At 44.7% G+C, this 24,311-nt stretch carries 22 protein-coding genes and 4 pseudogenes; 9 read left to right on the forward strand and 17 right to left on the reverse strand.

Features of this window, described 5'->3' with window-relative positions; all coding sequences use genetic code 11:
* The first annotated feature begins 119 nt into the window (after positions 1-119).
* The 3 genes from ACMHXH_RS05295 to ACMHXH_RS05305 all read left to right on the forward strand — a co-directional run bounded on the left by ACMHXH_RS05295 (position 120) and on the right by ACMHXH_RS05305 (position 2,058).
* Complete coding sequence (locus tag ACMHXH_RS05295; protein WP_029627949.1) at positions 120-440, forward strand: helix-turn-helix domain-containing protein; 321 nt, start codon at positions 120-122, stop codon at positions 438-440.
* Complete coding sequence (locus ACMHXH_RS05300; protein WP_413737713.1) at positions 433-1,647, forward strand: type II toxin-antitoxin system HipA family toxin; 1,215 nt, start codon at positions 433-435, stop codon at positions 1,645-1,647. Before ACMHXH_RS05295 ends, ACMHXH_RS05300 begins: the two co-directional genes overlap by 8 nt.
* Before the next feature lie 216 nt (positions 1,648-1,863).
* Positions 1,864-2,058 (forward strand): helix-turn-helix transcriptional regulator, encoded by a 195-nt coding sequence (locus ACMHXH_RS05305; RefSeq protein WP_012368405.1) that lies wholly within the window; start codon positions 1,864-1,866, stop codon positions 2,056-2,058.
* A 16-nt stretch (positions 2,059-2,074) separates the two neighbouring features.
* On the opposite strand, the gene ACMHXH_RS05310 is transcribed toward ACMHXH_RS05305, so the two are convergent.
* The 3 genes from ACMHXH_RS05310 to ACMHXH_RS05320 are packed head-to-tail and all read right to left on the reverse strand — an operon-like array spanning position 2,075 to position 4,564.
* Complete coding sequence (locus ACMHXH_RS05310) at positions 2,075-3,316, reverse strand: tyrosine-type recombinase/integrase (protein WP_251767246.1); 1,242 nt, start codon at positions 3,314-3,316, stop codon at positions 2,075-2,077.
* Between the two features lies 1 nt (position 3,317).
* Positions 3,318-3,587 carry a hypothetical protein gene (locus tag ACMHXH_RS05315; protein WP_067206377.1) on the reverse strand — a complete coding sequence of 90 codons (270 nt, stop codon included), beginning with the start codon at positions 3,585-3,587 and terminating at the stop codon, positions 3,318-3,320.
* Between the two features lie 2 nt (positions 3,588-3,589).
* On the reverse strand, positions 3,590-4,564 hold the full coding sequence (locus ACMHXH_RS05320; protein ID WP_413737716.1) for a ParM/StbA family protein: 975 nt from the start codon (positions 4,562-4,564) through the stop codon (positions 3,590-3,592).
* Positions 4,565-5,028: 464 nt separating this feature from the next.
* On the opposite strand from ACMHXH_RS05320, the gene mobI reads away from it, so the two are divergent.
* Positions 5,029-5,472, forward strand: coding sequence for a conjugative transfer protein MobI(A/C) (gene mobI / locus ACMHXH_RS05325; RefSeq protein ID WP_025516079.1), 444 nt, complete (start codon positions 5,029-5,031; stop codon positions 5,470-5,472).
* A 10-nt stretch (positions 5,473-5,482) separates the two neighbouring features.
* Here mobI and umuC read toward each other — a convergent pair.
* A pseudogene (gene umuC / locus ACMHXH_RS05330) lies at positions 5,483-6,661 on the reverse strand (translesion error-prone DNA polymerase V subunit UmuC); the annotation flags it as partial.
* Positions 6,662-7,323: 662 nt separating this feature from the next.
* Here umuC and ACMHXH_RS05335 point away from each other — a divergent pair.
* On the forward strand, positions 7,324-7,896 hold the full coding sequence (locus ACMHXH_RS05335; RefSeq protein ID WP_413737718.1) for a recombinase family protein: 573 nt from the start codon (positions 7,324-7,326) through the stop codon (positions 7,894-7,896).
* 365 nt (positions 7,897-8,261) lie between these two features.
* Positions 8,262-8,983, forward strand: a pseudogene (locus ACMHXH_RS05340) (IS5 family transposase); the annotation flags it as partial.
* A gap of 393 nt (positions 8,984-9,376) precedes the next feature.
* On the opposite strand, the gene ACMHXH_RS05345 reads toward ACMHXH_RS05340, so the two are convergent.
* From ACMHXH_RS05345 to gshA, 7 genes are all read right to left on the reverse strand, one after another.
* A complete protein-coding gene (locus ACMHXH_RS05345) occupies positions 9,377-9,703 on the reverse strand; it encodes a DMT family transporter (RefSeq protein ID WP_011638858.1) in 327 nt (108 codons plus the stop codon).
* Between the two features lie 241 nt (positions 9,704-9,944).
* Positions 9,945-10,784, reverse strand: a complete 840-nt coding sequence (gene fghA, locus ACMHXH_RS05350) for an S-formylglutathione hydrolase (RefSeq protein WP_413737720.1) — start codon at positions 10,782-10,784, stop codon at positions 9,945-9,947.
* A gap of 94 nt (positions 10,785-10,878) precedes the next feature.
* Positions 10,879-12,009, reverse strand: coding sequence for an S-(hydroxymethyl)glutathione dehydrogenase/class III alcohol dehydrogenase (locus ACMHXH_RS05355; RefSeq protein ID WP_413737722.1), 1,131 nt, complete (start codon positions 12,007-12,009; stop codon positions 10,879-10,881).
* Positions 12,010-12,282: 273 nt separating this feature from the next.
* Positions 12,283-12,549 (reverse strand): TraR/DksA family transcriptional regulator, encoded by a 267-nt coding sequence (locus ACMHXH_RS05360; protein ID WP_413737724.1) that lies wholly within the window; start codon positions 12,547-12,549, stop codon positions 12,283-12,285.
* Positions 12,550-12,705: 156 nt separating this feature from the next.
* The gene (locus ACMHXH_RS05365) at positions 12,706-12,876 is read right to left on the reverse strand and encodes a phosphate-starvation-inducible PsiE family protein (protein WP_413737726.1); all 171 of its coding nucleotides are present in this window, start codon (positions 12,874-12,876) and stop codon (positions 12,706-12,708) included.
* A gap of 233 nt (positions 12,877-13,109) precedes the next feature.
* Entirely contained in the window at positions 13,110-14,063 is a 954-nt protein-coding gene (gshB, locus tag ACMHXH_RS05370) for a glutathione synthase (RefSeq protein WP_413737728.1), read from the reverse strand.
* Between the two features lie 54 nt (positions 14,064-14,117).
* Positions 14,118-15,710, reverse strand: coding sequence for a glutamate--cysteine ligase (gshA, locus tag ACMHXH_RS05375; RefSeq protein WP_413737730.1), 1,593 nt, complete (start codon positions 15,708-15,710; stop codon positions 14,118-14,120).
* A 573-nt stretch (positions 15,711-16,283) separates the two neighbouring features.
* On the opposite strand from gshA, the gene ACMHXH_RS05380 reads away from it, so the two are divergent.
* Together ACMHXH_RS05380 and ACMHXH_RS05385 are read left to right on the forward strand one after the other, a co-directional pair.
* Positions 16,284-17,573, forward strand: a complete 1,290-nt coding sequence (locus tag ACMHXH_RS05380; protein ID WP_413737732.1) for an NAD(P)/FAD-dependent oxidoreductase — start codon at positions 16,284-16,286, stop codon at positions 17,571-17,573.
* Between the two features lie 370 nt (positions 17,574-17,943).
* A complete protein-coding gene (locus ACMHXH_RS05385) occupies positions 17,944-18,261 on the forward strand; it encodes a transposase family protein (RefSeq protein WP_413737781.1) in 318 nt (105 codons plus the stop codon).
* A 1,012-nt stretch (positions 18,262-19,273) separates the two neighbouring features.
* Here the strand turns inward: ACMHXH_RS05385 and gfa are convergent.
* The 4 genes and pseudogenes from gfa to ACMHXH_RS05405 all read right to left on the reverse strand — a co-directional run bounded on the left by gfa (position 19,274) and on the right by ACMHXH_RS05405 (position 22,095).
* Positions 19,274-19,879 (reverse strand): S-(hydroxymethyl)glutathione synthase, encoded by a 606-nt coding sequence (gfa, locus tag ACMHXH_RS05390; protein WP_413737734.1) that lies wholly within the window; start codon positions 19,877-19,879, stop codon positions 19,274-19,276.
* A 155-nt stretch (positions 19,880-20,034) separates the two neighbouring features.
* A complete protein-coding gene (locus tag ACMHXH_RS05395; RefSeq protein ID WP_413737736.1) occupies positions 20,035-20,427 on the reverse strand; it encodes a hypothetical protein in 393 nt (130 codons plus the stop codon).
* Positions 20,428-20,822: 395 nt separating this feature from the next.
* Positions 20,823-21,119 (reverse strand): annotated as a pseudogene (locus tag ACMHXH_RS05400) (glutathione-dependent formaldehyde-activating protein); the annotation flags it as partial.
* Between the two features lie 52 nt (positions 21,120-21,171).
* Positions 21,172-22,095 (reverse strand): IS5-like element ISSpu20 family transposase, encoded by a 924-nt coding sequence (locus ACMHXH_RS05405; protein ID WP_071238722.1) that lies wholly within the window; start codon positions 22,093-22,095, stop codon positions 21,172-21,174.
* A 332-nt stretch (positions 22,096-22,427) separates the two neighbouring features.
* Here ACMHXH_RS05405 and ACMHXH_RS05410 point away from each other — a divergent pair, with 332 nt between their 5' ends.
* Positions 22,428-23,297: a LysR substrate-binding domain-containing protein gene (locus tag ACMHXH_RS05410; protein WP_413737738.1), complete on the forward strand. Its 870-nt coding sequence runs from the start codon at positions 22,428-22,430 to the stop codon at positions 23,295-23,297.
* Positions 23,298-23,334: 37 nt separating this feature from the next.
* Here the strand turns inward: ACMHXH_RS05410 and ACMHXH_RS05415 are convergent.
* A pseudogene (locus tag ACMHXH_RS05415) lies at positions 23,335-23,525 on the reverse strand (IS4 family transposase); the annotation flags it as partial.
* Positions 23,526-23,870: 345 nt separating this feature from the next.
* On the reverse strand, positions 23,871-24,311 hold the full coding sequence (locus ACMHXH_RS05420; protein WP_011264070.1) for a hypothetical protein: 441 nt from the start codon (positions 24,309-24,311) through the stop codon (positions 23,871-23,873).

Here is a 24,311-nt window from a genome sequence, read left to right on the forward strand (position 1 = left end):
ATTATGTATCTGGTCATGGCTTTTGATATGTAATGGCTAATCAAATTTGTGTTCTTTGAGTTACTGTGATATGTTTTTGTATATAATTATTCTTAATTGATGCATTAAGGCGTATCGAAATGAGCTATGTAACAGAGCAGATACTAGAAAGTCTTCGAGAAGCTCGGGTACGAAAGGGGTTTAGCCAGAGAGAGTTAAGTGCTCGTTCGGGTGTGCCTCAAAGCCATATTTCGAAAATCGAGTCTGGCAGTGTTGATTTAAGAATATCCAGTTTGATTGCACTTGCCCGTGTACTAGACCTAGAGCTATTGGTTGTGCCTAAAAAGTCTGTACCTGCCATCAAGTCGATCATTCGAAGTGGCCAAGGTATTAACGGCATTAGCGATGAGGGTGAGTCAATGTCGCCCGCGTATCAGTTAGAGGAAGACGACGATGACTAACCATGTCTCTACGCTCAACGTGTTGCTGTACGGTGAACCCATTGCCACTATCACCAACGTGGGCAATGACAGAACGCTTTTTGCCTTTATGGATTCGTACATTCATGACGAATCGCGTCCTGTGTTAGGACTTGGCTTTAAAGATTCGCTAGGTGGCCTGCTGACTAGCTTCAAACCGACCCAAACTAAGTTAACCCCGTTTTTCTCTAACCTTTTGCCAGAAGAAACCATGCGAAATTACCTGGCAGAGCGTGCCGGTGTGAACCCCGCGCGGGAATTTTTTCTATTGTGGGTGCTAGGGCAGGATTTAGCTGGCGCGATCACGGTTGAACCGGCGGATGGTGAAGCGCTGCCGCCTAATGTGCATCAAGGCATTGACGATGAAACGAAAATTGAAGCGCCGATGCGCTTCTCATTGGCGGGTGTGCAGTTGAAGTTTTCAGCTGTGCAACAGGCTAACGGCGGCTTGACCATTCCAGCAACTGGTAAAGGTGGCTCTTGGATTGTGAAGTTGCCGTCATCTCGATTTGACGCTGTGCCAGAAAATGAATATTCGATGATGGAACTGGCTCGATTGCTGGGGATGGATGTACCAGAGACTCAGCTACTTCCCATTAATCGGATTGCTAATATTCCAGCAGGCATTGGCAAATATGGTGACAGTGCGTTTGTGATCAAGCGTTTTGACCGTGCAGATGGTCAAGATGTTCACATTGAGGACTTTGCGCAAGTGTTTGGCGTTTATCCTCAAGATAAGTACAAAAAAGCCAGTATGCGCAATATTGCTCAGGTTATCGGCATTGAAGGTAAAGACGAAGACATTGCTGAATTTACTCGCCGATTGGTGTTCAATACTCTAATTGGTAATGCTGATATGCATTTGAAGAATTGGTCTGTGATTTACAAAGATAAGCGCACTGCGTCTATTGCACCTGTTTATGACTTTGTTTCAACCATTCCTTATATCCCCGATGATAGTGCATCGCTGAAGGTGAGCCGTAGCAAGAAATTCAGCGATTTCACGCTGGATGAGCTATCACACTTAGCGGCTAAAGCCATGTTGCCTGAAAAATTGGTGTTAGATACTGCAAAGCAAACTGTAGCTGGCTTCCATGAGGTATGGGCAAAAGAAAAAGCGCATTTACCCCTCACTAGGTCAGTGATTGAAGCCATCGAAATGCACTTACGAAGTATACCGCTACGCTGAATTCCTAGTAGCTAGAGCGTGCATACCGATAAAGATGGTTTAACTTAATGCGATTTTACGGCGCTTTTCGCCGTAAACTGGAAATTTGGTAAACTGCACAATGATACCGGTGTCATGATAAGGCTGATCTTCTGAACAAATCATGCATCTTTCTGACCATCAACAAGTGATGAATCAGGCGATGATAGCTTTACATTGATTTTCAGGAGAATGCAGATGACAGCCGTAGCGCACCAGATAACCCCTTTTCTAACATCTTACGAAGTGATGGCTCGTTACCACATTAGCTATACGACGCTCTGGCGAAGAATAAAAGATGGCAGCTTGCCGCAACCTCGTATCAACCGAAATACACGAAACAAGCTGTGGCACATTGAAGATTTGGAGGAGTATGAGAAGAAAGAGGACTGAGCCTCTTTCTTTTATTTTATTGTCCGAAACGCCAGTTGAATGGAAAGCCTGTCGGCTCGATGATGGTCTCTAGCTGTTGATACCAAACGTCGTAAGCATGACGCATTTCATCCAGGTACTGATATTGGTTGTAGATAGCATCCAACCCTTTTTTGCTGTGGCCAATCATCAACTCGGCAACTTCTTGCGTGGTGATGGCAGACATTCGCGTTCGCATCGTTCTGCGAAGATCATGCATAGACCAATGTTCCATCTCAACACCAAGCGATCTGCGAGCCCAGATTTTCACATTATTAGGAATAGTGGTATCAAAGCCATTTGTGGCAAGCTCTTCTTGTCCGCTCGCGGGAAACAAGTAGGTTGATTTGCTCATCTGCATCGCCAGTTCAATCAGCTCAATAGCTGGCTTAATCAATGGCCGCATGATCGGCGCTCCAATTTTCTCACCTTGTTTGCGGATCTCTATGGGCACTGTCCACATTGCAGATTGCAAGTCAAAGTGATGCTTTTCAGCTTGAATGAGTTCTCCCTTACGACCGCCCAATAGCAGAAGCAATTTTATGTAGATGCGGTTCTTCTCAGTAATTTTTGACTCGTGCAAATAGCGCCAAAGTATCCTGATCTCGTTGTCATTTAGCACCCGAGTTCGTTTGCCTTTCTTACCGCCAACCTTTTTTGCTGTGATCCCAGCGGCAGCGTTAATTTCCAAAATTTGTTCATCAATCAGCCAGTCATAAAACTTGTGCAGCACAGACACCAGACGTTCTGTGTTTGAAGGGGACGATTCCGAAACCTCACGAAGACAGTTTCGCAAGGACAATTCATTGATGTCAGTTAATGGGTACTTGCCAAGTCGGGGCAACAAATATATTTCACTGCTGCGTTTTTGGTAGTGCCACGTTTTCTCCTTTAACCCTTGCTTACCGGCAGAGTCTATCCAATCTCGAAAAATCGATTCGAAGCTTTGGTTAGCGGAATACTTGGCCCGTTCTTGCTGTAGGTAGAGCTTGGGGTTTCGGCCTTGATCAAGTACTGCCCTTAACCTATCCAGCTCATTCCTGGCTTCAGCAAGCTTCATAAGTGGGTAAGTACCTATGTCTACCCGCTGTTGCTTGCCATCGAAACGATAACGAAACTGAAAAACAATTTTGCCCTTGGGCGATACCCGAGCACTTAGCCCATCTCGGTCGGCTTTTACTACGGTTTCTTTTGCTTCTTTATTTAACCTGGCATCGAGCCAGCTAACTGATAACGCCATGTTATAAGCCCAGCCCTAGTTTTGATTTTAATGATTGTTTACGTGATTCTGCTTTGGGTTCTGGCGCTGTACTCTCAGAAGTAACTTCACCATCTGGTGCAAGACCATCCACCGGTACAGATGTCGTGGATAGATTGGGTTGGCTCATGTGAATTAACCCAAAGGTGGCCAGCATCCGCAGACGCTCAGCGCGTTCCCGTGGCGGCGTCTTTTCTAATTCTTTGAGCAGTTCAGGGTGGCTCCCTGGGGGAATGTTGACGACAACTCTCATGATCAGGCCCCATAAAACCAGAAGCCTCGGACGTTCGCCAAAACAGACTGTTCCGGCACGATGATCTTGCTTCGTGAAAAAATCTCCTTGGCCGCTTCCTTATAAGCCATGGCTCCACCTCCGGCGATCAATACCAAGTCCGCATTGATGCTTTCGTCACGCATGGATTGGCGCATGGCTGTAAGAGCAACAGGCGCTACCTTTTTCATGGCAGCATTCAGATAAGGTGAAATATCGACTTTTTCTCCAAATAGCAGCACCTGCAAGTCGCCGGTTCTCATGGATTTTTCAAGTCGATCCATTCCGACTTTGGCACCATGATCTTCTGAAATCAGCTTATCAATCGTTTCCAGTAGCACGGACATTGCCTGAAGACTGGTTCCTGATGAGCTGTAGCGAATTTCTCCGGCCTCAAGGGCAACCCAGTCAACAGAAAAAAAGCCTGGGTCTATGACGACGACGCGACCTTCTTCAATCAAGCCCAAATCACCACCTGTTTGAACCAGATCCATATAGGCACCGGCAGGCTGCGGCAGCACTTTGACGTCATGAACAGTGATGCTGCGCTTAGGCGTCACTTGATGGACACCTTTTAAACGCTGCACAAGGTCAGACTTACGTTGTGGTTCATGAAACTGGGAAACCGGTAATCCAGTGACAACCAAATCGATGGATTCTGTTTCAGCCATTAACAAGGCAGCATGAAAAAGCGCCTTATAGGTTTTTGTGGTCGGATATTCCGGGTGGAGCTCTCGTTCCCAGCCTTGAAGGCGTCCAGCAGGCACACCAGCGGCCCAACGCTCATTATCGACTGACACATACAAACAAGTGTCATCATCGCCTCCACCGATACGCTCTGGCATACGATCCGCAGGACCGGCACCCGCAGGTAGAATAATGGTTTTCGGTTCACTGCCTGATTGGCCAATTGCCAGCTTCAGGTTTGAGTAACCGATATCTACGCCTAGTACAAACATACTTATCTCCTGTGCACTCAAAGTGCTCTAACGGTTTTCAATCAACCGCACTGGCCACGCTTGGGCATTTCCAAGTGCTCTGGCGGTTCACTCAAATGTCATTATCAGGATTCGGTGCACTGGCGGTGGGCAGAAAGGTGACAAATCCTTTCATCTATCTGCCTATTGCATTTTCGCAAAAGTATGAGAATAGGCTCTGTTTGGCGGCGGATGACTGAGCCAAAAAAATCGAGACGCCAAACGTCGTTTGCATTCTGGCCTGAACTCGCCAAACGGTTTGTATCTTCATGACGATACGTCTTTTTAGGCGTTTTTAAGTGAAATTGGGCTATATCCCTTGTCAGGTATGGGATTGCGCGAGTTGATTTATATCGAGACGCCAAACAGTGATTGTGACGGCAGTTTTACGTTTGGCGTTTCGATCCAAAAGCCAAACGGATAGTGGTTTTGGCTTTTGGGGTTAATTGGGTGGGGAAATTGGTTTGGTAGAAATCGTCAATGAACAATGGAAAGCAGAGGTGTCGGATTTACTTCAGCAAGAAACGAACAGGCTAAAAGCACTGGCACGAGCTGAAGTTGATGACTTTTGGGTTACCCATTACAAGGTTCGCGAGAATGCGCCCTTTAAAGACTGGGGCCTGCTTGGTGTCCGTATCAGAGACTTTAAGTATGGCTTTGGCATAGAGTGGTACATCAACAGCTTTCACGGTCAACGAGGCAAGCGCGTGGTCTTTAGCAAGGGACTGCGTATTTCAAAGACGAAGCTGAGATACTCATTTTTGGACTGCCAAGGTCTAGCCAAAGAGTGGGAGTTAGCGCTGGCTATGGAGAAAGAGGAATTTTTCAGTGATATTCGACGCCAGGTTGATAAACTCAACATGCTGCGTCGCAGAGTGAATGCCTACTGAGTTAACTGCGCTACTTAACTCGCGGTAATTGGTCCCAGCGTGTTGTATAAGCGGGAGACAAATACTCTCGCTTCATCGACCAATCTTTCTTCGTACCTTGTCCAGCAAAGAAAACCTTTCCGGCACCGCTTTGGTTAATGGTGTCCAATACAGACATTAACTGTTGGCTATTGGAGCGGGTCGATACGTCATCGAATAGTCCTGGTTGAAACATGCCGGGATCGTAAAAGTCAGATAGCATGACGCCCGCTTTAGCATAACGAAAACCATCCTTCCAAATTCGCTTGAGTAAGTGATTGGCCAGCTCGATAAAATCCCGCGTGTCGCAACTGGGGATTAGCAATTCACCCGATGCAGAGTTGCTGTACTGCGGCTCGTTGTCCTTAAAGGGGCTGGTACGTACAAACACGGTCATCACTTTGGCTTGCTGCTGTTCTTTGCGTAGCTTCTCAGTGGCGCGGGTTGCGTATTCACATACGGCCTCACGTAACAATTCAAATTGCGTTACTTTTGCGCCAAATGAACGGCTACAGACGATTTGCTTCTTAGTTGGCGGGATCTCTTCAAGTTCAATGCACGACTCACCATTGAGCTCTCTGACGGTTCTTTCTAAAACCACCGAAAACTGGTCTCTGATGGCTCTAGGAGAGGCATTGGCTAGGTCTAAGGCTGTGGTGATACCCAACGCATTTAAACGCTTAGAGAGCCGTCTACCAACGCCCCAAACATCATCAACCGGAACTAATGCGAGCAATCGACGTTGCCGATCTGGATTGGTCAGGTCTACAACGCCCTGAGTGGCTGGATACTTTTTGGCGGCATGGTTTGCCAGTTTGGCGAGTGTTTTAGTCGGTGCAATCCCTACACAGACGGTGATCCCAATCCAGTGACCTATCCGCTCTCGCACTTGTTGTCCGAACTCGACAAGGGATATGGCAGACTCAATACCGGTTAAGTCCAAAAACGCTTCGTCAATGGAGTAAACCTCTACTCGTGGTGCCATCTCCTCCAAAGTGCGCATCACTCGACCGCTTAAATCCGCATACAGCGCATAGTTAGACGAAAATGCCAAAATGCCATGGCGCTGCATTTCAGATTTGATCTGAAAGACGGGTACGCCCATTTTAATACCGAGTAACTTAGCTTCACGCGACCGTGCAACCACGCAGCCGTCATTATTCACCGTTACACGTTTTACACCCTAAAATGTTATGAAAAACCTTTCTGAACAAAGCCTGTAGCCTGATTTGTGTAATTCTCATCGATATGAAGCAATAAGTTGAGAATTTTTTAATATGGGGCTCATTAATTCTCAACAATTAAGTGTGGCATAACATTAATGTCTAAAACTTCTCAGTCTCGCATGCCAGATTGGTTCGTAGTCGTCGAGTGGTGATTGTGACAATAAAGATCGAAACTTATGCTTTATCAACATGGCTATCTTAGATAAGTGTGCCAACAAAGTTTGAAACACACTTTTGCCCCTTTATCATTTAGAGTAAAAGCTCATTCATACCTTGTTCATGACAGTTTGACATACATTTGCTTATGTAAGTAATGGGAGTAATGTGTCATTTCACCACTGCTCACGCGAATCTTATAGTGAGCCAGCTCCCCCCAATAATTGCCCTGTGCACGTAGCGAAGGTTATCTACATCTCAATAAGTAATACAATGTCATGCAGGAGGGTTAGATTTTACCAACCCTTTTGCTGGTATCAATAAACATTCGTATATTGATACCAGTTTTCCATATCAAAATGTGGTATCAAAAAAATAGGGTGTATCTTTTATGATACTTAAATAATATGATACCCCCATATTTGATACCACCTATAACAGAGAGTGACCAATGCGTATCTTTTCTTATTGTCGTGTTTCTACAACAGAGCAAACAACCGAGAATCAAATTATTGCTATTCGCCAGAAAGGGTATCAAGTAAATGATGCTCGTACTATCAGTGAAACGATTTCTGGATCTGTTGAAGCTATGAAGCGCGAAAAGTTCAAGATGCTAATCAATCACCAGATGGAAAGTGGCGATATGTTGGTTGTCTTAAAGCTAGACCGTTTAGGCCGAGATAACATAGACGTTCAAAACACAATTAAAATGCTTACAGATAAAGGCATCAAGGTTGCCTGCCTTGATCTCCCCGTAGCAGACCTTTCAAGCGCTGAGGGCAAGCTGATGCTGCAGATGTTTTCAGCCTTTGCGGAGTTCGAGCGAAACCGGATCAGAGAGCGAACAAAAGAAGGGCTCGAGCGAGCTAAAGCTCAAGGCAAGAAGCTGGGTAGGCCTCAAGCCCACGCCACAACTCTTTCAGTTCAAGCAAAGAAAACTGAGGGGTTATCTCAATCTAAAGCAGCAGAAGCATTAGGTTTGGGAATTGCCACCGTAAAAAGGCATTGGAATAAAGTGCATTAGTCTAAATGTAATCTATCAGTTGCGTTTCTACGATGTGACTAGTTTAGTTCTTACAACTTGCCCTAAATCGATTCTGCCCCATTGTGTTAACTCACAAGACTGAGTAGTCTTCAGCTAATTACGTTTGCCATACATGCGCTAATGGATAGGCAAAATACAAGACCTGACCCCGAATATTTTATTTATCTTATTGTTTGCTCATAATATTTTGTGGGGATTCGTCAGGCTCTGCCCCTATTTTTATCAATCGATTTTTAGCTCAAGGCTCTCAAGCTCACATTTAGTCATTGGCCAAAGTACCTTTCGACCAGAGACAAACCTGACTGTATTAAAATCCCATTTTTTTGGCTTCGATCCGGCTATCATCATTACAGTCACTTGAAGGCTTCACCAATTCGGTATTCCAGCTTATGGATGTGCCATTGTGCTCGCCAAGCTACAGCTGTATCAGTAAACGAGCTAAGACTGTTGAGGTTAAGTATCGAGCGCCAAGTCGTGGCACTGTGGCACTGTGGCGCATGTTGTCATCGATTCAACCGGTCTGAAAGTTTACGGTGAAGGTGAGTGGAAAACCCGTAAGCATGGCAAAGAGAAGGGTCGTACTTGGCGCAAGCTACACCTGGCAGTCGATAGTTGTACTCATGAAGTTGTTTCGGCTGAAGTCTCCTTAGTCAATGTCGCTGACAATGAAGTCCTACCCACATTGCTCAACCCGTTGAGGAGAGGTATTACTCAAGTGTCAGCTGATGGTGCCTATGACACTAATGCATGCCATAAGCTACTCAAACGCAAGGGTTGTAAGCCCACTATTCCACCTAGAAGTAATGCAGGGTATTGGGAGGAGGGGCACCCGAGAAATGAAGCAGTTAAAGCGCTCAAAGCTAATCAATTAGCACAATGGAAACAGGATAATGATTACCACGTAAGGTCACTCTCTGAGACTGCGATGTATCGATATAAGCAGCTGATTAGTCCTAAACTTAGCCTTCGTGATTACAACGCTCAGGTAGGCGAAGCTTTGGCTGGCGTAAAAGCAATGAACAAAGTCATAGGTCTAGGTATGCCAATTAGGAAACAAGCTGCCTAATTCGGTACAACCCTTGGGGTAGCTGCGTCTAGGGCCGTGATTTGATGAACAACGCCGCGCTTAGCCGATGAACTCGATGTACCTATAAATTATTTTCTGTAAAAATGATGCATCAGCAAAGCTCGCCTGATAAAAAAATTGCCTGAACAGGAAAATTAGCATTAATAGAAGAGCTTGAATATAAAATGGAAGAGTGATGCTATTTACATAACTTTATGAAGTGTCCACTTTATTATAAAAACCAAATAAAAGAGTGAGTTGATAGCCGATTACCATGTCATTTACAATTGAAGTTTGTATATCTTTACTCATCTCAAACTTTTAACTGACTAACGAAGAAGTAAATACATGGCAGATATTGTAATTAGAGCAAGGAGAAAAATAAAACATGGATTAGTGGCTATGCCCCTGAGATAGGTTGATCATTACCACACCAAGGGCAACCAACAGCATGCCAATCCAAGCTGTCATGTCCAGATGCTGACGATAGAAGAGTGCTGACAGAAGTGTCACTGTAACAATAGCCATTCCAGCCCAGAGCGCATGTACGACACCAACAGGCATTCCCTTCATCGCCTGGCCTAAGAAAATAAAAGCCGTCAAATGCCCCAAAATCACCATGACAGCAGGGAGTGGTCGCGTGAAACCATCGGTCGCCTTAAGCGCCACATGAGATAAGGCTTCAGCCATGACACCCAGTAATAGAAAGATCCAACTCATAATATAAGCCTTAAATTTAAAATGTTCGGCAGAATAAGTCCGCTGCTTTGAACGAAGTAATGATTTGTTGCGGCTATTATATTGATATTGACTCAGATGATAATCGGGTCAAATAACAAATCACTTTTACCCATTCGTAATAAAGATAGGTAGCCCAAAATAAAAAAGGTGTCGCCACAAATGACCACACCTTCTTCAGTCAGATCTTATTAGTTAAAATAAGTTACTGGTTTAAGTTTAATTACTTGCCCAGATGCTCGGCATGAAAACGCAGATGGTTTTCGATAAAGCTTGAGATAAAATAGTAGCTATGATCATAACCTTCACGATAATTAAGCTCTAAAGGGTAACCCTTAACCTTAGCTGCAGCTTCGAGCACTTCGGGCTTCAACTGCTCAACAAGAAAGTTATCGGCGTCACCTTGGTCTACCAGAGCCGGTACAAATTGGGTCGCCTGGCGCATCAAGACGCTGGCATCATATTCCATCCATGTCGCCGAATCTCGGCCTAAATAGGCAGTCAACGCCTTCTTGCCCCAAGGACAATTAATCGGGTTACTGATCGGGCTAAAGGCCGATACTGACTGGTATGCATCAGCGTTACGCAGCGCGATAACTAACGCACCATGCCCGCCCATTGAGTGGCCCGCAATAGAACGTTTATCACTGACAGGGAACATAGATTCAATCAGTTTTGGCAGTTCATCGACGACGTAATCGTACATACGGTAATGGCGATTCCACGGTGCCTGCGTCGCATTGACATAAAAGCCCGCCCCTTTACCAAGATCGTAGCCTTCATCATCGGCGACATTCTCGCCTCTGGGGCTGGTATCCAGTGCAACGATAGCAATACCAAGTTCGGCTGCCAGTGCTTGTGCGCCCGCTTTCTGCATAAAGTTTTCATCGGTGCAGGTCAAACCTGAAAGCCAGTACAGCACCGGGACCTTCTTACCATTTGATGCTTGTGGCGGCAGATAGATAGCAAATCGCATGCCGCAATTTAGCGTTTGGGAGTGATGACTATACTGCTTATGCCAACCACCAAAGCTCTTATTGACACTAATACTCTCAACGGTCATTTAATACCGACTCCTATAAAATTTTTTAATAGGGAGCCGGAGCTCCTCTAAAAATAACAAGCGCCCTAGAGCGCTTGTTATTTTGAACGACGATTTACTTATCGAAGTGAATAACAGTACGGATACTCTTACCTTCGTGCATTAGGTCAAATGCTTCGTTCACTTGCTCAAGGCCCATAGTGTGAGTGATAAAGTCATCTAGCTTGAACTCGCCTGCCATATAACGGTTAACATACTCAGGAAGTTCAGTACGGCCTTTAACACCACCGAACGCACTGCCTTTCCAAACACGACCAGTCACTAACTGGAATGGACGAGTCGAGATCTCTTGACCTGCTCCAGCCACACCTATGACGACAGACTCGCCCCAACCTTTATGGCAACACTCAAGTGCGCTGCGCATTAAGTGGACATTACCAATACACTCAAATGAGTAATCGACGCCGCCATCAGTTAACTCGACAATCACGTCTTGAATCGGCTTGTCGTAGTTCTTTGGGTTGATGCAATCGGTTGCACCAAGCTTAGTTGCTAAATCGAATTTAGCTTCGTTAATATCAATCGCAATAATACGACTTGCTTTTGCCATCGTTGCACCGATAACTGCCGATAGCCCGATACCGCCCATACCGAAGATAGCAACCGTGGCGCCTTCTTCTACTTTAGCCGTATTCATTACTGCGCCCATACCTGTAGTCACACCACAACCCAGCAAGCACACTTCTTCAAGTGGTGCATCTTTACGGACTTTAGCCAGAGAGATTTCAGGTAGAACTGTGTACTCAGAGAAGGTTGAGCAACCCATGTAGTGGAAGATCTGTTTGCCATCTTTCGAAAAACGGCTAGTACCGTCTGGCATCAGACCTTTACCTTGGGTTTCACGGATCTTCTGACAAAGGTTAGTCTTGCCAGACTTACAGAATTTACATTCGCCACACTCGGGCGTGTAAAGCGGGATCACATGGTCACCCACTTGAACGCTAGTCACACCTTCACCGATAGATTCAACGATACCGCCGCCTTCATGGCCAAGGATACAAGGGAAGATACCTTCTGGATCATCGCCAGAAAGAGTAAAGGCATCGGTATGACAAACGCCTGTTGCGATCATCTTGACGCGTACTTCACCTTTCTGTGGTGGCATGACATCTACGATTTCCATAGATAGTGGCTCGCCTACAGCCCAGGCGACTGCGGCTTTCGATTTGATTGTTTGTGCTGTCATCTTAATATCCTTAATTGATAATATTTGAATAGCGGTCTTACCTGAATAAGAGCCACGGTTAATATGCAACTATTATAGCTAACGCCCGGAGATTGATAATCCCACCTTTACGCAAATTACTTTTACCATATGGTAATAATTTATTGTTGCCGCCCCTACAATAAGTAATGGCATGGCAGACCTAAGCAGCTGGTTTGCGACAACAAACAAGCCAAACCAAACATTAACTTGTAAGCACTAAACCTCATGTTCAATGACTCTGAAATTCAGAACTTACCTCAACTGACTATCTTTACTGGCACGGCGATTAACCTTGCTTACCTCTTTTTGTCTCTTATCCGACTCACTCTGGCAGCCAACACAGAGTCGAACACCTGCAACGGCTTTTCTACGAGCCTCAGGAATTGGGCATTCACATTCCACACAAAAAAGTAGACTTTGACCGACTGGCAATCGACTCCTGGCTTGGGCGACGCCATCCTCAACACTATTGTCTATTTGATCTTGTACCGCGCCGTCTTTAGACCAACCACCAGCCATTCAGCCTCCTACTCTTTAAAACTTATTCGTGATGTAAATATATCTATCGATTTGATCTTGCACCGTCATCCAAACTCCATTCTCTCGACCAACCACCAGTCATCAGATTCTTCTACTCATTACCAACTAATCAAGCTTAGAGTCGCTTGAAGTCAATCACTCAACGGATGAATGAGACCGCTTAGCCGATACCGGCCAATAGGTAACACCCAACGCGATAATCACAGCAGCCGACGCCCATACATATTCCGGTCCCACCTCTTTAAAATCTAAGACGATAATTTTTCTTGAGATGGCCATCAGTGCGGTCGCAATGACTATCTGCAATAGTTAACGACAGTAGGGTTGCAACAATACAATATCGCCGGATAACCGGACATAACGTGCTGGAGCCATGATCTTTTAGACATAGAAGTGCCAGTGCACTTTATTATAGTATTTAAGTCAGATAGCACAGCCATAAATTTATGAAGTACAAGCGAACTAGAGGGCATATCAGCCTTACTTATAAAGCGTGAACTCTGAGGCTTAACTCATTATCAAGCTTCATTCATAGACAGTTATTGACTATTAAGCTTACGCTCGATGACACCCATCAGTTCAGCTGCTATATCCAGGTTGAACTGACTATCTAATTCCCGAATACAGGTTGGGCTGGTGACATTAATTTCGGTCAGGTAACCGCCAATCACATCCAGACCGACAAACATCAGTCCTTTTTCCTTGAGCACGGGCGCCACCTGCTGACAGATCCAGTGCTCTTTTTCGGTCAATTTCCGCCCCTCTCCCCGTCCACCTGCCGCCAGGTTTCCCCGTGTTTCGCCTTGTGCGGGTATGCGAGATAAGCCATAAGGGACTGCTTCGCCATCGATCATCAGGATGCGCTTGTCACCCTCGGTGATCTCAGGAATAAACTTCTGCGCCATTATCTGTCGATGACCATGAAGCGTCATAGTTTCGATAATTACGCCGATATTCGGATCATTTGCCTTAATTCTGAAGATAGAGGACCCACCCATACCATCCAGGGGCTTAAAGATGACATCACAGTGTTCACGGTGAAAGGCTCGCAATAGATCTGCCCGGCGAGTAACTAGTACCGGCGGACAACACTGTGGAAACTGGCTGGCAAATAGCTTTTCATTGCAATCACGCAGGCTCTGGGGCTTGTTAACGACCAAAGCCCCCTCCACTTCAGCCTGTTCCAGCAGGTAAGTGCTGTAGATAAACTCGCTATCAAAGGGCGGGTCTTTGCGCATCAGAATGACATCCAGTGAGCCCAATGGTTGCAGGCTTTCCTCTCCCAGGGCATAAAAATCATCTGGGTTGCGTCGTACTGACATTGGCCGCATCGCTCCCATGGCCTGTCCATTGAGAGAATAGAGATCGGCTTGCTCCATATAAAAGAGTTGCCAACCTCTATCTTGAGCAGCCCATAGCATGGCCAGTGAACTGTCTTTGTTGTAGTCGATGGATTCGATTGGATCCATCACTATGCCGAGGCGAATAGTCATAATGTGTGTTTTTATCTCAGGTAAATAGTACGTGTCATCGGATTCATTTAGGGCTTACGCCACAAGGTAAGCCTTGAGAAAGTGTTCAAACGAACTTTCCTCATTTAGCTCTAACGCATGCTGCTTTTGCAATGACTCCCGGGCCAGATTTTGAAAGAGGATATTCTCCGATTCGGATAACGCCTGCTGGCTAAGATGCTGCTTATGCTGCTTCGCCTGTATCAACATCTGCTCGGTAAAGCCCTGCCCCGATGTGATCGACTGTATAATTCTTGCTGATGGCGTTAATGAACTTTGCAATATCTTTTCTTGCTGAGCCGAAATGGCATCGCGATATCCCTGAGTTTCACCTAGTTCTCCATTTACGGAGCTGACTTTATGGGCCCTGTCCAGTAGCTCTGCGACAGGTATAAGCTTATCCAGTAATTGCTGAGCCATTTGTTGAAAAGCGATCGGCTCCCCAGCGTTTTTCAAGATCAATGAAGGCTTGCGTCCCTCCTCTATCACCCGACGCAGGTTAGCCTTTATTTCTTCATCTTCGGTCGCTGTGATCTCAGGGCTATCGGACAGCAGGCAGAAGAGCAAAAATGTATCCAGAAAACGGATCTGCAGTGCATCGATGCCCAGCGGTAAGAAAGGGTTGATGTCCAAAACGCGCACTTCGATATATTCGACGCCGCGCTCTTTTAACACTTGATTCGGCTTCTCTCCGGGGTTCATCACGCATTTTGGACGAATATTGCTGTAGTACTCGTTTTCAATTTGTAAAATATTCGTGTTTAGTTGACGATATTGCCCATTAATTTGGGTACCGATCTGCTCATAGGCCGGGTAACTCATATGGATAGCCTGATCCAGATCATCGAGATAAGTGTCTAAATTATTCAGGCTAACCTTTATCGAAGTCTGTGCCTCACTCTGATAGCCAAGATCGCTCATGCGTAATGAGGTGGCAAAAGGCAGGCCCAAGGTATGCTCGCCAATCTGGTTTAAATTATGGGGTTTGTCGGCTACAAAACTAGTATCGAGCACCGGAGAGGCGCCGAACAGGTAACTTAACAACCAGGAGTGACGATGAAAGTTGCGTATCAGACCAAAGTAGCGCTCCGATCTAAATGCTTGCAACTCACCCTGATCACCCCAAAGGGTTTGGGCAAGTGGCCAAAACGCCTCCGGCATGGAGAAGTTATAATGAACTCCCGCTATCGACTGCATAATCCGCCCATAGCGATGTGCCAATCCCTGCCTGTAGATATGTTTCATCTGACCCAAATTCGAATGCCCGTATTGGGCGATGGGAATACTGCTTTCCCCCTCTAGGCGACAGGGCATGCTGGACGGCCACAGATACTCCTCACCAATATTACTCTGCGTAAAACGATGCAGCAGTTCCAGATAGTCGATGCAATCATCCACCTGCTTGAATACCGGGGTGATAAACTCGAGCAATGCCTCGGAATAATCGGTCGTGATGCTGCCATGAGTTAACGCAGAGCCAAGTGCTTTGGGGTGGCAAGTTTGTGCAAGCTCGGCCAGTGGCGTGACTCTCAGCCCCTCTTTTTCTATACCACGTTGCATATTCGTCAGTAAGCTATAGTTGTTCACATCATCGAGCTTGTGCAAACGTGTATGGTATAAATTAGACAAGGAAGTCTTCCTTCATAAGAGAGGATTATAATCTTACTGATTATTCAGATCGCAGTAACCCGGAGCTCAAAGAGATTTAAGCGAGCAATTTTATCTACCCAGACCGCAATAACAATCCCCCTTAACGGTAATTCACTCTTACCACACGGCAATAATAAACCGCTCATCTGAAGAGTAAATCCATTGCATTTGGGTTACGTCGAGAAGCGAGAAAATGCTTAACGATCATTTTTCCAAGCCAATATTGTCAGGCCGGCATTTCACCATTTACATTATTACACCTGAGTAAAAGTAATTTGCCACGCAGACGGATTATGCTTTGACGGAATATGAATATAATACTCCCATCGAAGTGAATGTGATTTACCCCAAGTGCTACTTGGTCTGATGCCGATATCTAATTCTTGATTAGCCTGCTTGCCAAAAAAGAACAATCGAGAGTCGCTTAATTAAAGCTGCAATGCTCAGGATTTGGTCTTTTTACATTCGAAACGAAAACAAATAGGCGCAAGCCTGAGAGGTTCTGTGGGGCTAAATGCCCGGGACAATTTAACTATTTATTTGGAGTTTGTAATGACCAATATTGTTGTGATCGGTGGTGGCGCCGGTGGTATGGAGTTGCTGGGTAAAATCGGCAAAAAACTGGGTAAGCGTGGCAAAGCCAATATTACTCTAGTAGATATCAGCAGCCACCACATCTGGAAACCGCTCTTACATGAACTGGCGGCTGGTAGTCTGGATGAAGGGCTAAATGCCGTCGATTATCGCGTTCAAGCCGCTCAAAATGGTTATAACTTTGAGCAGGGTGCCCTGACTGGCGTCGACCGTGAAAATCGAAATATCACCCTAGCCGCCATGAAAGATCAGCATGGCAATGAAATTCTCCCCGAGCGCCATGTTGATTACGACTATCTAGTGATAGGCATAGGGGCGATCACCAATGATTTCGGCATTCCCGGTGTCCGCGAACACTGTGATTTTTTAGACTTGACCGAACAGGCCATGAATATACGTCAGAAAATCCTCAACAGATTCCTGCAGCATGCCAAGAAGTCTGAACAGGGCCATTTCGATATTACCATCGTTGGGGCTGGCGCAACAGGCACTGAAATGGCCGCCGAGATGCACCACGTTGCCGACACTCTGAGTGGTTATGGCTACGAGATCGCAGAAGATCTGCTGAGGGTTAACCTGATTGAAGCTGCCGATCGCGTGATGCCAAGCCTGAAGAAGGAGTGCCTGTACGGAGCCGTCGATAAACAGCTACGCGCCCTAGGGGTGAACATCATGACCAATACTAGTGTAACCCAAGTAACGCCAGAGGGAATGTACACTAAAGAGGGGCTGTTCATTAAATCAGATATGATGATTTGGGCGGCGGGAGTAAAAGGCCCTGACGTTCTGGGCACCCTGGGACTCGAAGTTAACAGGATGAACCAGCTAATGGTTTACGCCAATTGCCAAACTACCACAGACGAGCGTATTTTTGCCTTCGGTGACTGTGCCGCCTGCCCACAGCCGGATGGCTCTTTCACGCCACCCCGAGGCCAGACTGCCCGTCAGATGGCACTGCTGGTCGGTGACAACCTGATCCGCCTATTGAAAGATACGGATGCCGAGCTCAAAGAGTATCTTTATAAGGATCTGGGAGGATTTGTGAACATGTCTAAGTTCTATACTGTCGGCAATATGTTTTCATTTATCGGCGGGGGAATCGCCATTAAAGGCTGTCCGGCCCGGTTTGTCTATGCCTCCCTATATCGCAGGCATATGCTCGCCCTGCATGGCCCGATAAAGGGTTTGTTACTGATGGGACTCAATGGCATGCAAGGCTGGCTGCGCCCACAACTTAAGTTGTGGTAGGGAACGGCCTTACTACAAGTAGTCTACTCCTAAAATAAGTTGCAGGTCCTAAGAAGCCAGTTGGGTCTCCCAACTGGCTTTCTCATGTATGAGGTTTAAGGCATATCTGGAGATTTTGGGTGCAATAATATTTACCACGACAAACAGCTGTCGAGCCAACTATCAAAATCTTGACAAGGTAACCGCTTGGAGTCGATATGAAAGCAATTAAATGCTTTAGGTTAAGGCTAAGAAGTCCCAGGGTGAGATCACGAACGTTTTGTGAGTAAATATAGATCAACTTTGACCTATAAACATTGCAATGGTTTCATACTCCTTTTTAGGAGTATCACATGCATATTAACGAATTCGTCAAGCACTTCGCGATCGAATACCCCGTCATGTAGCTAAAGTTTCACACTCATTTTTTGACATTATATTCGTGACGATGTGCGCTGTTATCGCTGGTGCAGATGGCTGGAAAGAAATACAAGAGTATGCCAAAGGCCATTTAGATTGGTTTCAGGACAACGGCATCCTGTTTGGTAGCGCTCCAGTTGACGATACCATAGCAAGAATTAACTCACGTATAAAACCAGAGCAATTCAGACGAAGCTTCATCAGATGGACGCAATCAGTCAACGAACTCATGATGACGATTGAAGGTAACCCAAAGCCTCTATCGAACTCAGCCAAAATGCGCTTGTAGAACTGCTCTCGAGAGTATCAACCAGAGCTGTTGGCCACTGACGCGAAGCTACCATGTGCTACCAGCGGATGCTGTAGTCAAAGAGCACCCTGAATGGCAAGGACTAAAAAGTATTGGAGTAGCCGTTGATTATCGACAAGTTAAAGGTAAAAAACTTCGTAAGATTACCGTTTTTTATCAGTTTAGGAGAGTTAAGAGGAGAGCATTTTTCAGAGGCCGTACGTGGACATTGCCTGATAGAAAATCGCTTACACAGGGTACTTGATATAACAATGAACGGAGATGTGTACCAGATCTATCATGACAACAGTGCTGAAAATCTAGCCTGCATGCACATGCTTAGAGCGGAGTCTTCCACCAAGCTCACTACCTTGACGCACAGCCCGCTCAACATTTGGCAGTACACACTTCCAACACCGTGGTTAGTAAGCTCGCCGCATAACATTAAACGTCGCTAAAACGGGAGAAATCAACTGAGTGACAGTAAGGCTGACACCATCTATTGTGAGACAGGCTCCAACCTTCAATCGATCAGAAAAAACCACAACAATACAGCGTGTACGGCTATATTTATTTGATTAAATTAACCTTATTTTTAGCACCTGAATTCACTAAAAACACATCACCACCTTAATATGGTTTTCATTAGCAACTTTGACTTGCACATTGTTTTACCTTAGTACTTTCTTCACTATTACTAATTACATTCCTGGCATCATGATTAATACCATGAAACAAATTGTTATTAGTATTGGTATTGGTATGCGACGAAGATGTACAACCAGCAAGACCAATCAGTAAAACCACAACAGGTATAACCTTCACTTAAAACTCCTTTACACTTATTACAAAAATAAAAATTATTCATTGATAATGCGACCACAATAAAGCTCAAATATGACACCGTCACTTTTTAGGTGGGCAACAATGAACTTAAGCCACTTAAAAATAAAACAACCATATAGTTAAACCACCAACATGAGTGTAGTGGTCAACTAATATTTAACAAAATCTATTTACTATTTGAAATATGCGTTGCTATCGCATCCATCAAAGCAGGAGAAAGACAGTCATATGGCTCTAACCCTAAATCATTCAACTGCTTTCTAATTATATCCATGTCTTTAGGATCCGTGCCTGTTTCAATAATTGATGAGACAAATGCAGCAAACTCAGGAGCCGCCCAACCACTTTCAGTTGAAAGTTCGGTATGAACGAAGTCTAAACCAAAGAAGGGATGCTCTTTATTGTCAATGCGGCCATACATATGTACACCACATTTTTGACAAGCAAAACGCTTTATTGCCGCATTTTCATCTATTACATGCAACTTTGAGTTATTGCTTGAAACAGTTAGATTGTTTCTAGATACAACAGCGACTTGAGAGAAGGTTGCACCCTCAGGCTTCCAGCACTTTGAGCACCCGCAAACATGATTATGTGCAGTTTGAGCTGTAATGCGTACTGTCACTTTATTTTTATGGCAATGACATTTCAACACACCGCCAGAAAAGTTGTTAGATGAAGGTGTAATACCGTTATCAACATCAGGGTGAATACGAATAATGCTTGATGAGCTGAATAGGTTTTTGTATTTGTTTACAATCTTATTGAACATACTTACTTTCTCTATTTTATTTAGTAGAAGTCATCAATAAAGGTGGCTTCTATATTATTTGTATTTAGCTTTACATGCTGACTTAAAAGGTAGCCACAATCTCTTCAAGGCTTGCCTTTACCTAACGAGGTACTGAATATTGGCGGTAACCATTACTATGCTTGCGGGGCAAACTCTGAAGCGGCTTTACGGTGAGCGGTATAAATGGCTTCGCCATCACTTTCCGCATCAAAGATAACCGTAACATCAGGTGAAAAAAGAATAACATCACCTACTTCAGCAACATATTTGTTACCTTGCTGATCTCGCATAACAATTTTACCTTTTGTCACGACTTTATATTCTACAGAATCATAGAAGTATTCAAATTCGACACCTGGCTGCATGGCGAAGTGACCAATTGTCAGCGCGTTTGAATTATTGGTAACAGCAACTTCAGCCATTTGGCTTTGCAATCCTTCAACTTCAAGAAGTTCATTTAGTTCGTTCAAATTAAATGAACCCGCTTTAAATAGCGAAATCCCTGGCTTATCAGTCAATGTGGTCATATTCAATCTCTCCATTTAATTTAATATAAATCATCGATTTATATTGTTTATACATTCTTTGTGTTTTTTTGTATTTACATACGAGTTTCACACCTAGCAATTAAATTAGATGTTGGTGCATACATAAAACGTTGCTGAGTTATTCGTTGTTTAGTTGATATTGTTTATTTTACCTGTTGTGACAAGGAAAACTATACGTTCATAAAGAGAAACACTATTACAAGGCAGGAATAATAAAGTCTCGCTGATTTCATCGGAAAAGTGATATTTATCTATGAGCATCCCCACTAGGGGCGCCGTTTGCTATTGGACATAAAAAAAGTGCCGCAGCACTTTTTTAAACCTATACCTGCCAGAACAGGAATATATTAATGAAACAGTAACAAACTCTGCTTTTAGCCGTTATTCGCAACATGAGTAGCAATTGCGTCCATCAATACAGGAGACAGGCTGTCATAAGGCGCGAGTCCCAACTCTTTAAGGGTGTTACGCACATCCCCCATAGATTCAGGCGCTGAGCCCGACTCGATGATAGATGAGACAAACGCCGCAAATTCAGGTGCTGACCAGCCCTTTTCTGCTGACAGCTCGGTGTGGATGAAGTCCAGACCGTGGAAAGGGTGGCCCGTGTTCTCGATACGGCCAAGCATATGGGTACCGCACTCTTTGCAGGCATAACGCTGAATCGTGGCTTTGTTTCCTAAATCGCGCCAACACACAAAGCTCCCCCCTGCTGTTCACGTATTAGACAAAATACTGTGTTTCAGGCATACCTAGCTTAGTCAGTTTGTTTAATGCTTTTATCATGGCGTAAGCCTCCCCGACTTGAGCATTGTAATTTCTCATGCTCAAGCTGCCGCCGAGCAACTGCTTTATCCGATGCATGGCGGTTTCAGAGATTGAGCGACGATGGTAGCCATAGCGTTTCTTCCACTTTTTATTTGAGCCGTAAAGCTTTTGAAAACTCACGGCTAAATTGCGTGGATGCCCTTGTTCCCAATAGGCTGCACCATCGCGTGGAGGAATAAGGCTAAAGGCCCGTTTACGGCGGATAACCGTGTGACATTCTCGCGTATCATAGGCACCATCTCCTGAAATCGTATGGATTTTCCGGTAGGTTTGATTAAGCAAATTTGGCAGCACTTCAGCATCTGTCACATTCGATAAACTGAGCTCAGCCGCAATAATCTCGTGAGTATGAGTGTCAACGGCAATATGCAGTTTTCGCCAAACTCGGCGTTTGCCATCCGTACCATGCTTCTTCACTTTCCATTCTCCTTCGCCATAGACTTTTAGCCCTGTGGCATCGATAGCTAAGTGCTCAATAGCGCCCCTTGTCTTAGTTTTAAAGGAGATGTTAACTGTCTTAGCGCGTTTGCTGATACAGGTATAATGCGGGCAAACTAATGGTACGTTTGCCAGTTTAAATACCGAATTGATAAAGCCTTGTAGGGCTCGCAATGGCATAGAAAAAACACGCTTAACCATCAGTGCGGTAGTGATCGCCAAATCACTAAACACAAGTGGCCGACCTTTTTTGCTTGGCTCTGTTGTCGCTTTCCAAGTAGCGATCGCTTCCTCATCAATCCAGAAGGTCAATGAGCCACGGTTAATCAAGGCTTGATTGTACTGTTTCCAGTTGGTTGTCTTATAGCGAGGCTTTGGCACGGTTGATTAGTGGAGCTGTGAATGATGCCGATCTGATCACTGATTACAGATTTAGTTCCATCGATTTAGGAAACAAAGCCCTATGGCTTCGGTGTTACTGCCGATGTCATTTCGATGAGGAAATTATATTCATCTTTCAAAAGAATGATAATCCGTCAGTTTTGAAAATATCTTTTTCATGTGAGTAACAATGGGGAGGGCGTTAAGCCGTTGTTTAACATGGGCTTTAATAAAAAAGCGAAAACGTACCCGTTAAGTTTAAAGATTGAATTAATTTACAAATCAGCGATAATAAATAAATTCAACCAAACTACAATTACCAAGAGGTAACAATGTTCAACTGGGAAGGCGTAAGCGAATTTGTTGCCGTTGCAGAGGCAGAAAGCTTTACCAAGGCCGCAAAACGTCTTGGGATATCAACCGCGCAGGTCAGCAGGCAGGTCAGCGCATTAGAGACTCGGATGGCAACTAAGCTGTTTCACCGCACCACACGTAAAGTGTCGGTGAGCGAAGTGGGCCGGATCTATTATCAACACTGCAGACAGGTGCTGGACGGATTAGAAGAAGCTGAACGCGCGATTACTAATTTACAGAGTACACCGAGAGGGCTGTTAAAAATTACCGCCCCAGTAACTTATGGTGAAAGAACGCTTGCACCGCTGGTGAACGATTTTGTCGCTAAATACCCGGAGCTTGAAGTAAAGATAAGTCTGACGAATCAGAAGGTCGACTTGATCGATGAGGGGTACGATCTCGCCATTCGACTCGGACAGCTTGAAGACTCGAGTATGATGGCCAAAAGGCTGGGCTCCCGAACTCAATATGTCTGCGCCTCCCCGGGTTACGTTTCAACTTTTGGCATACCTCACTCACTGTCAGAGCTGGAACAACATAACTGTCTGCTGGGAACATTAGATTACTGGCGATTTCAGGAAAATGGTAAGACAAGAAATGCCAGGGTTAAGGGTAATCTGAGCTGTAACAGTGGCCACGCCCTCGTCGATGCCGCGATAAAAGGCATAGGCATCATTCAGCTGCCAGACTACTATGTTTTGCCTTATTTAGATGATGGCCAGCTTATTCCACTACTGGAGCAAAACCGCCAACCTGACGAGGGGATCTGGGCACTCTATCCCCACAACAGACACCTATCACCTAGGGTGCGCATGCTACTCGATTACCTGAGTGAAGCTCTAAGCTAAGTGCTGAGTCCGAGGGAACCCCACAAATTTAGTAGGATTATTGCGGAGCCAGTATTAAATTCTGCAGCATCTTAATGGGTGACTGACAATGCGATTTCAACAGCTTCAACTTCCTATCTTTGTATGCTCTCAAGCTAATAAATTGGTTTGAGAGCATGTGCGGTGCTTTATTGAGTTTGCTTGATATTACCTGTGTTTACCAGCAGCTTTGACTGCTAAACTAAGCAGGGGACATCAATTAAGCCCCTAGGGCATGGAATATGAACTCACGGATAGAGTAGCGACAACCTCCTCTCTCCGATTTTAAAGAACAATCTATTACACGAGACCTATGGCTCGTAAATTTCGGTCGTTATCGCATATCCGATCACCATACTTTCCCTAATGACTATAGTCATTTTAAGAGCTTAAGCTCTAAAACGTTTATGTCCAGAAACGTGTTTTATAAAATGGCAGTCCAAACACAAAAGAACCAGCCAAATGAACCCCGAAAAGTTTTAATCTTTAATGTAAAAGTTTCAGACATTGGTGTCAGAGTCACGATCTTATTGTCCACCGACATTAAGGCAATAGTTATTGAGAGATCTTCACAACATTTTGTACATTAAGTTGTTCTTGTAATTCATACAGCCTGAACATCAAAGAACTAATTTGTGTTTCTAATTCTTTGTTTATAGTTTTTAGATCATCTCGCTCTTGGCGGTATTGCTCTTTAAGTTTGACTTCTTTCTTCATTCTGGCTTTATGCTTTTCTTTCTCAGTTAGATTCTGCTTGTTTTGTAATAGTTTCGCTTTGACGGGATCGTAATTAGCGTTAAACGACTCAATGGCTGGGTTTGCTTCATTTTCAATAAAATCTTTAAATTTGTGTATGTAACTGTTACCAAGTCCAGCTTCGTTATTTATTTTATTAAGGGTTAATTTACCTGAAGGTGAAACATTTTGTGGCTTGCCCGAAATTAGGCGTTCTAAAGCTGCTCGCAATCTCGCTAATGCTTTTCCTGATTTTCTCAT

The sequence above is a fragment of the Shewanella sp. BJSY2023SW001 genome (assembly GCF_047314685.1).
GTDB lineage: Bacteria > Pseudomonadota > Gammaproteobacteria > Enterobacterales > Shewanellaceae > Shewanella > Shewanella indica.

Bases quoted from the DNA above. Each gene is read 5' to 3' on its own strand.
- ACMHXH_RS05315 (WP_067206377.1), bottom strand. From the start codon at position 3,587: ATGAGAGTTGTCGTCAACATTCCCCCAGGGAGCCACCCTGAACTGCTC.
- ACMHXH_RS05395 (WP_413737736.1), bottom strand. From the start codon at position 20,427: ATGACCACATTGACTGATAAGCCAGGGATTTCGCTATTTAAAGCGGGT.
- ACMHXH_RS05300 (WP_413737713.1), top strand. From the start codon at position 433: ATGACTAACCATGTCTCTACGCTCAACGTGTTGCTGTACGGTGAACCC.
- fghA (WP_413737720.1), bottom strand. From the start codon at position 10,784: ATGACCGTTGAGAGTATTAGTGTCAATAAGAGCTTTGGTGGTTGGCAT.
- ACMHXH_RS05410 (WP_413737738.1), top strand. From the start codon at position 22,428: ATGTTCAACTGGGAAGGCGTAAGCGAATTTGTTGCCGTTGCAGAGGCA.
- ACMHXH_RS05355 (WP_413737722.1), bottom strand. From the start codon at position 12,009: ATGACAGCACAAACAATCAAATCGAAAGCCGCAGTCGCCTGGGCTGTA.
- ACMHXH_RS05295 (WP_029627949.1), top strand. From the start codon at position 120: ATGAGCTATGTAACAGAGCAGATACTAGAAAGTCTTCGAGAAGCTCGG.
- ACMHXH_RS05360 (WP_413737724.1), bottom strand. From the start codon at position 12,549: ATGGCTGGTGGTTGGTCTAAAGACGGCGCGGTACAAGATCAAATAGAC.
- ACMHXH_RS05420 (WP_011264070.1), bottom strand. From the start codon at position 24,311: ATGAGAAAATCAGGAAAAGCATTAGCGAGATTGCGAGCAGCTTTAGAA.
- gshB (WP_413737728.1), bottom strand. From the start codon at position 14,063: ATGACTATTCGCCTCGGCATAGTGATGGATCCAATCGAATCCATCGAC.
- ACMHXH_RS05345 (WP_011638858.1), bottom strand. From the start codon at position 9,703: ATGAGTTGGATCTTTCTATTACTGGGTGTCATGGCTGAAGCCTTATCT.
- ACMHXH_RS05320 (WP_413737716.1), bottom strand. From the start codon at position 4,564: ATGTTTGTACTAGGCGTAGATATCGGTTACTCAAACCTGAAGCTGGCA.
- ACMHXH_RS05335 (WP_413737718.1), top strand. From the start codon at position 7,324: ATGCGTATCTTTTCTTATTGTCGTGTTTCTACAACAGAGCAAACAACC.
- gfa (WP_413737734.1), bottom strand. From the start codon at position 19,879: ATGTTCAATAAGATTGTAAACAAATACAAAAACCTATTCAGCTCATCA.
- ACMHXH_RS05310 (WP_251767246.1), bottom strand. From the start codon at position 3,316: ATGGCGTTATCAGTTAGCTGGCTCGATGCCAGGTTAAATAAAGAAGCA.
- ACMHXH_RS05380 (WP_413737732.1), top strand. From the start codon at position 16,284: ATGACCAATATTGTTGTGATCGGTGGTGGCGCCGGTGGTATGGAGTTG.
- ACMHXH_RS05305 (WP_012368405.1), top strand. From the start codon at position 1,864: ATGACAGCCGTAGCGCACCAGATAACCCCTTTTCTAACATCTTACGAA.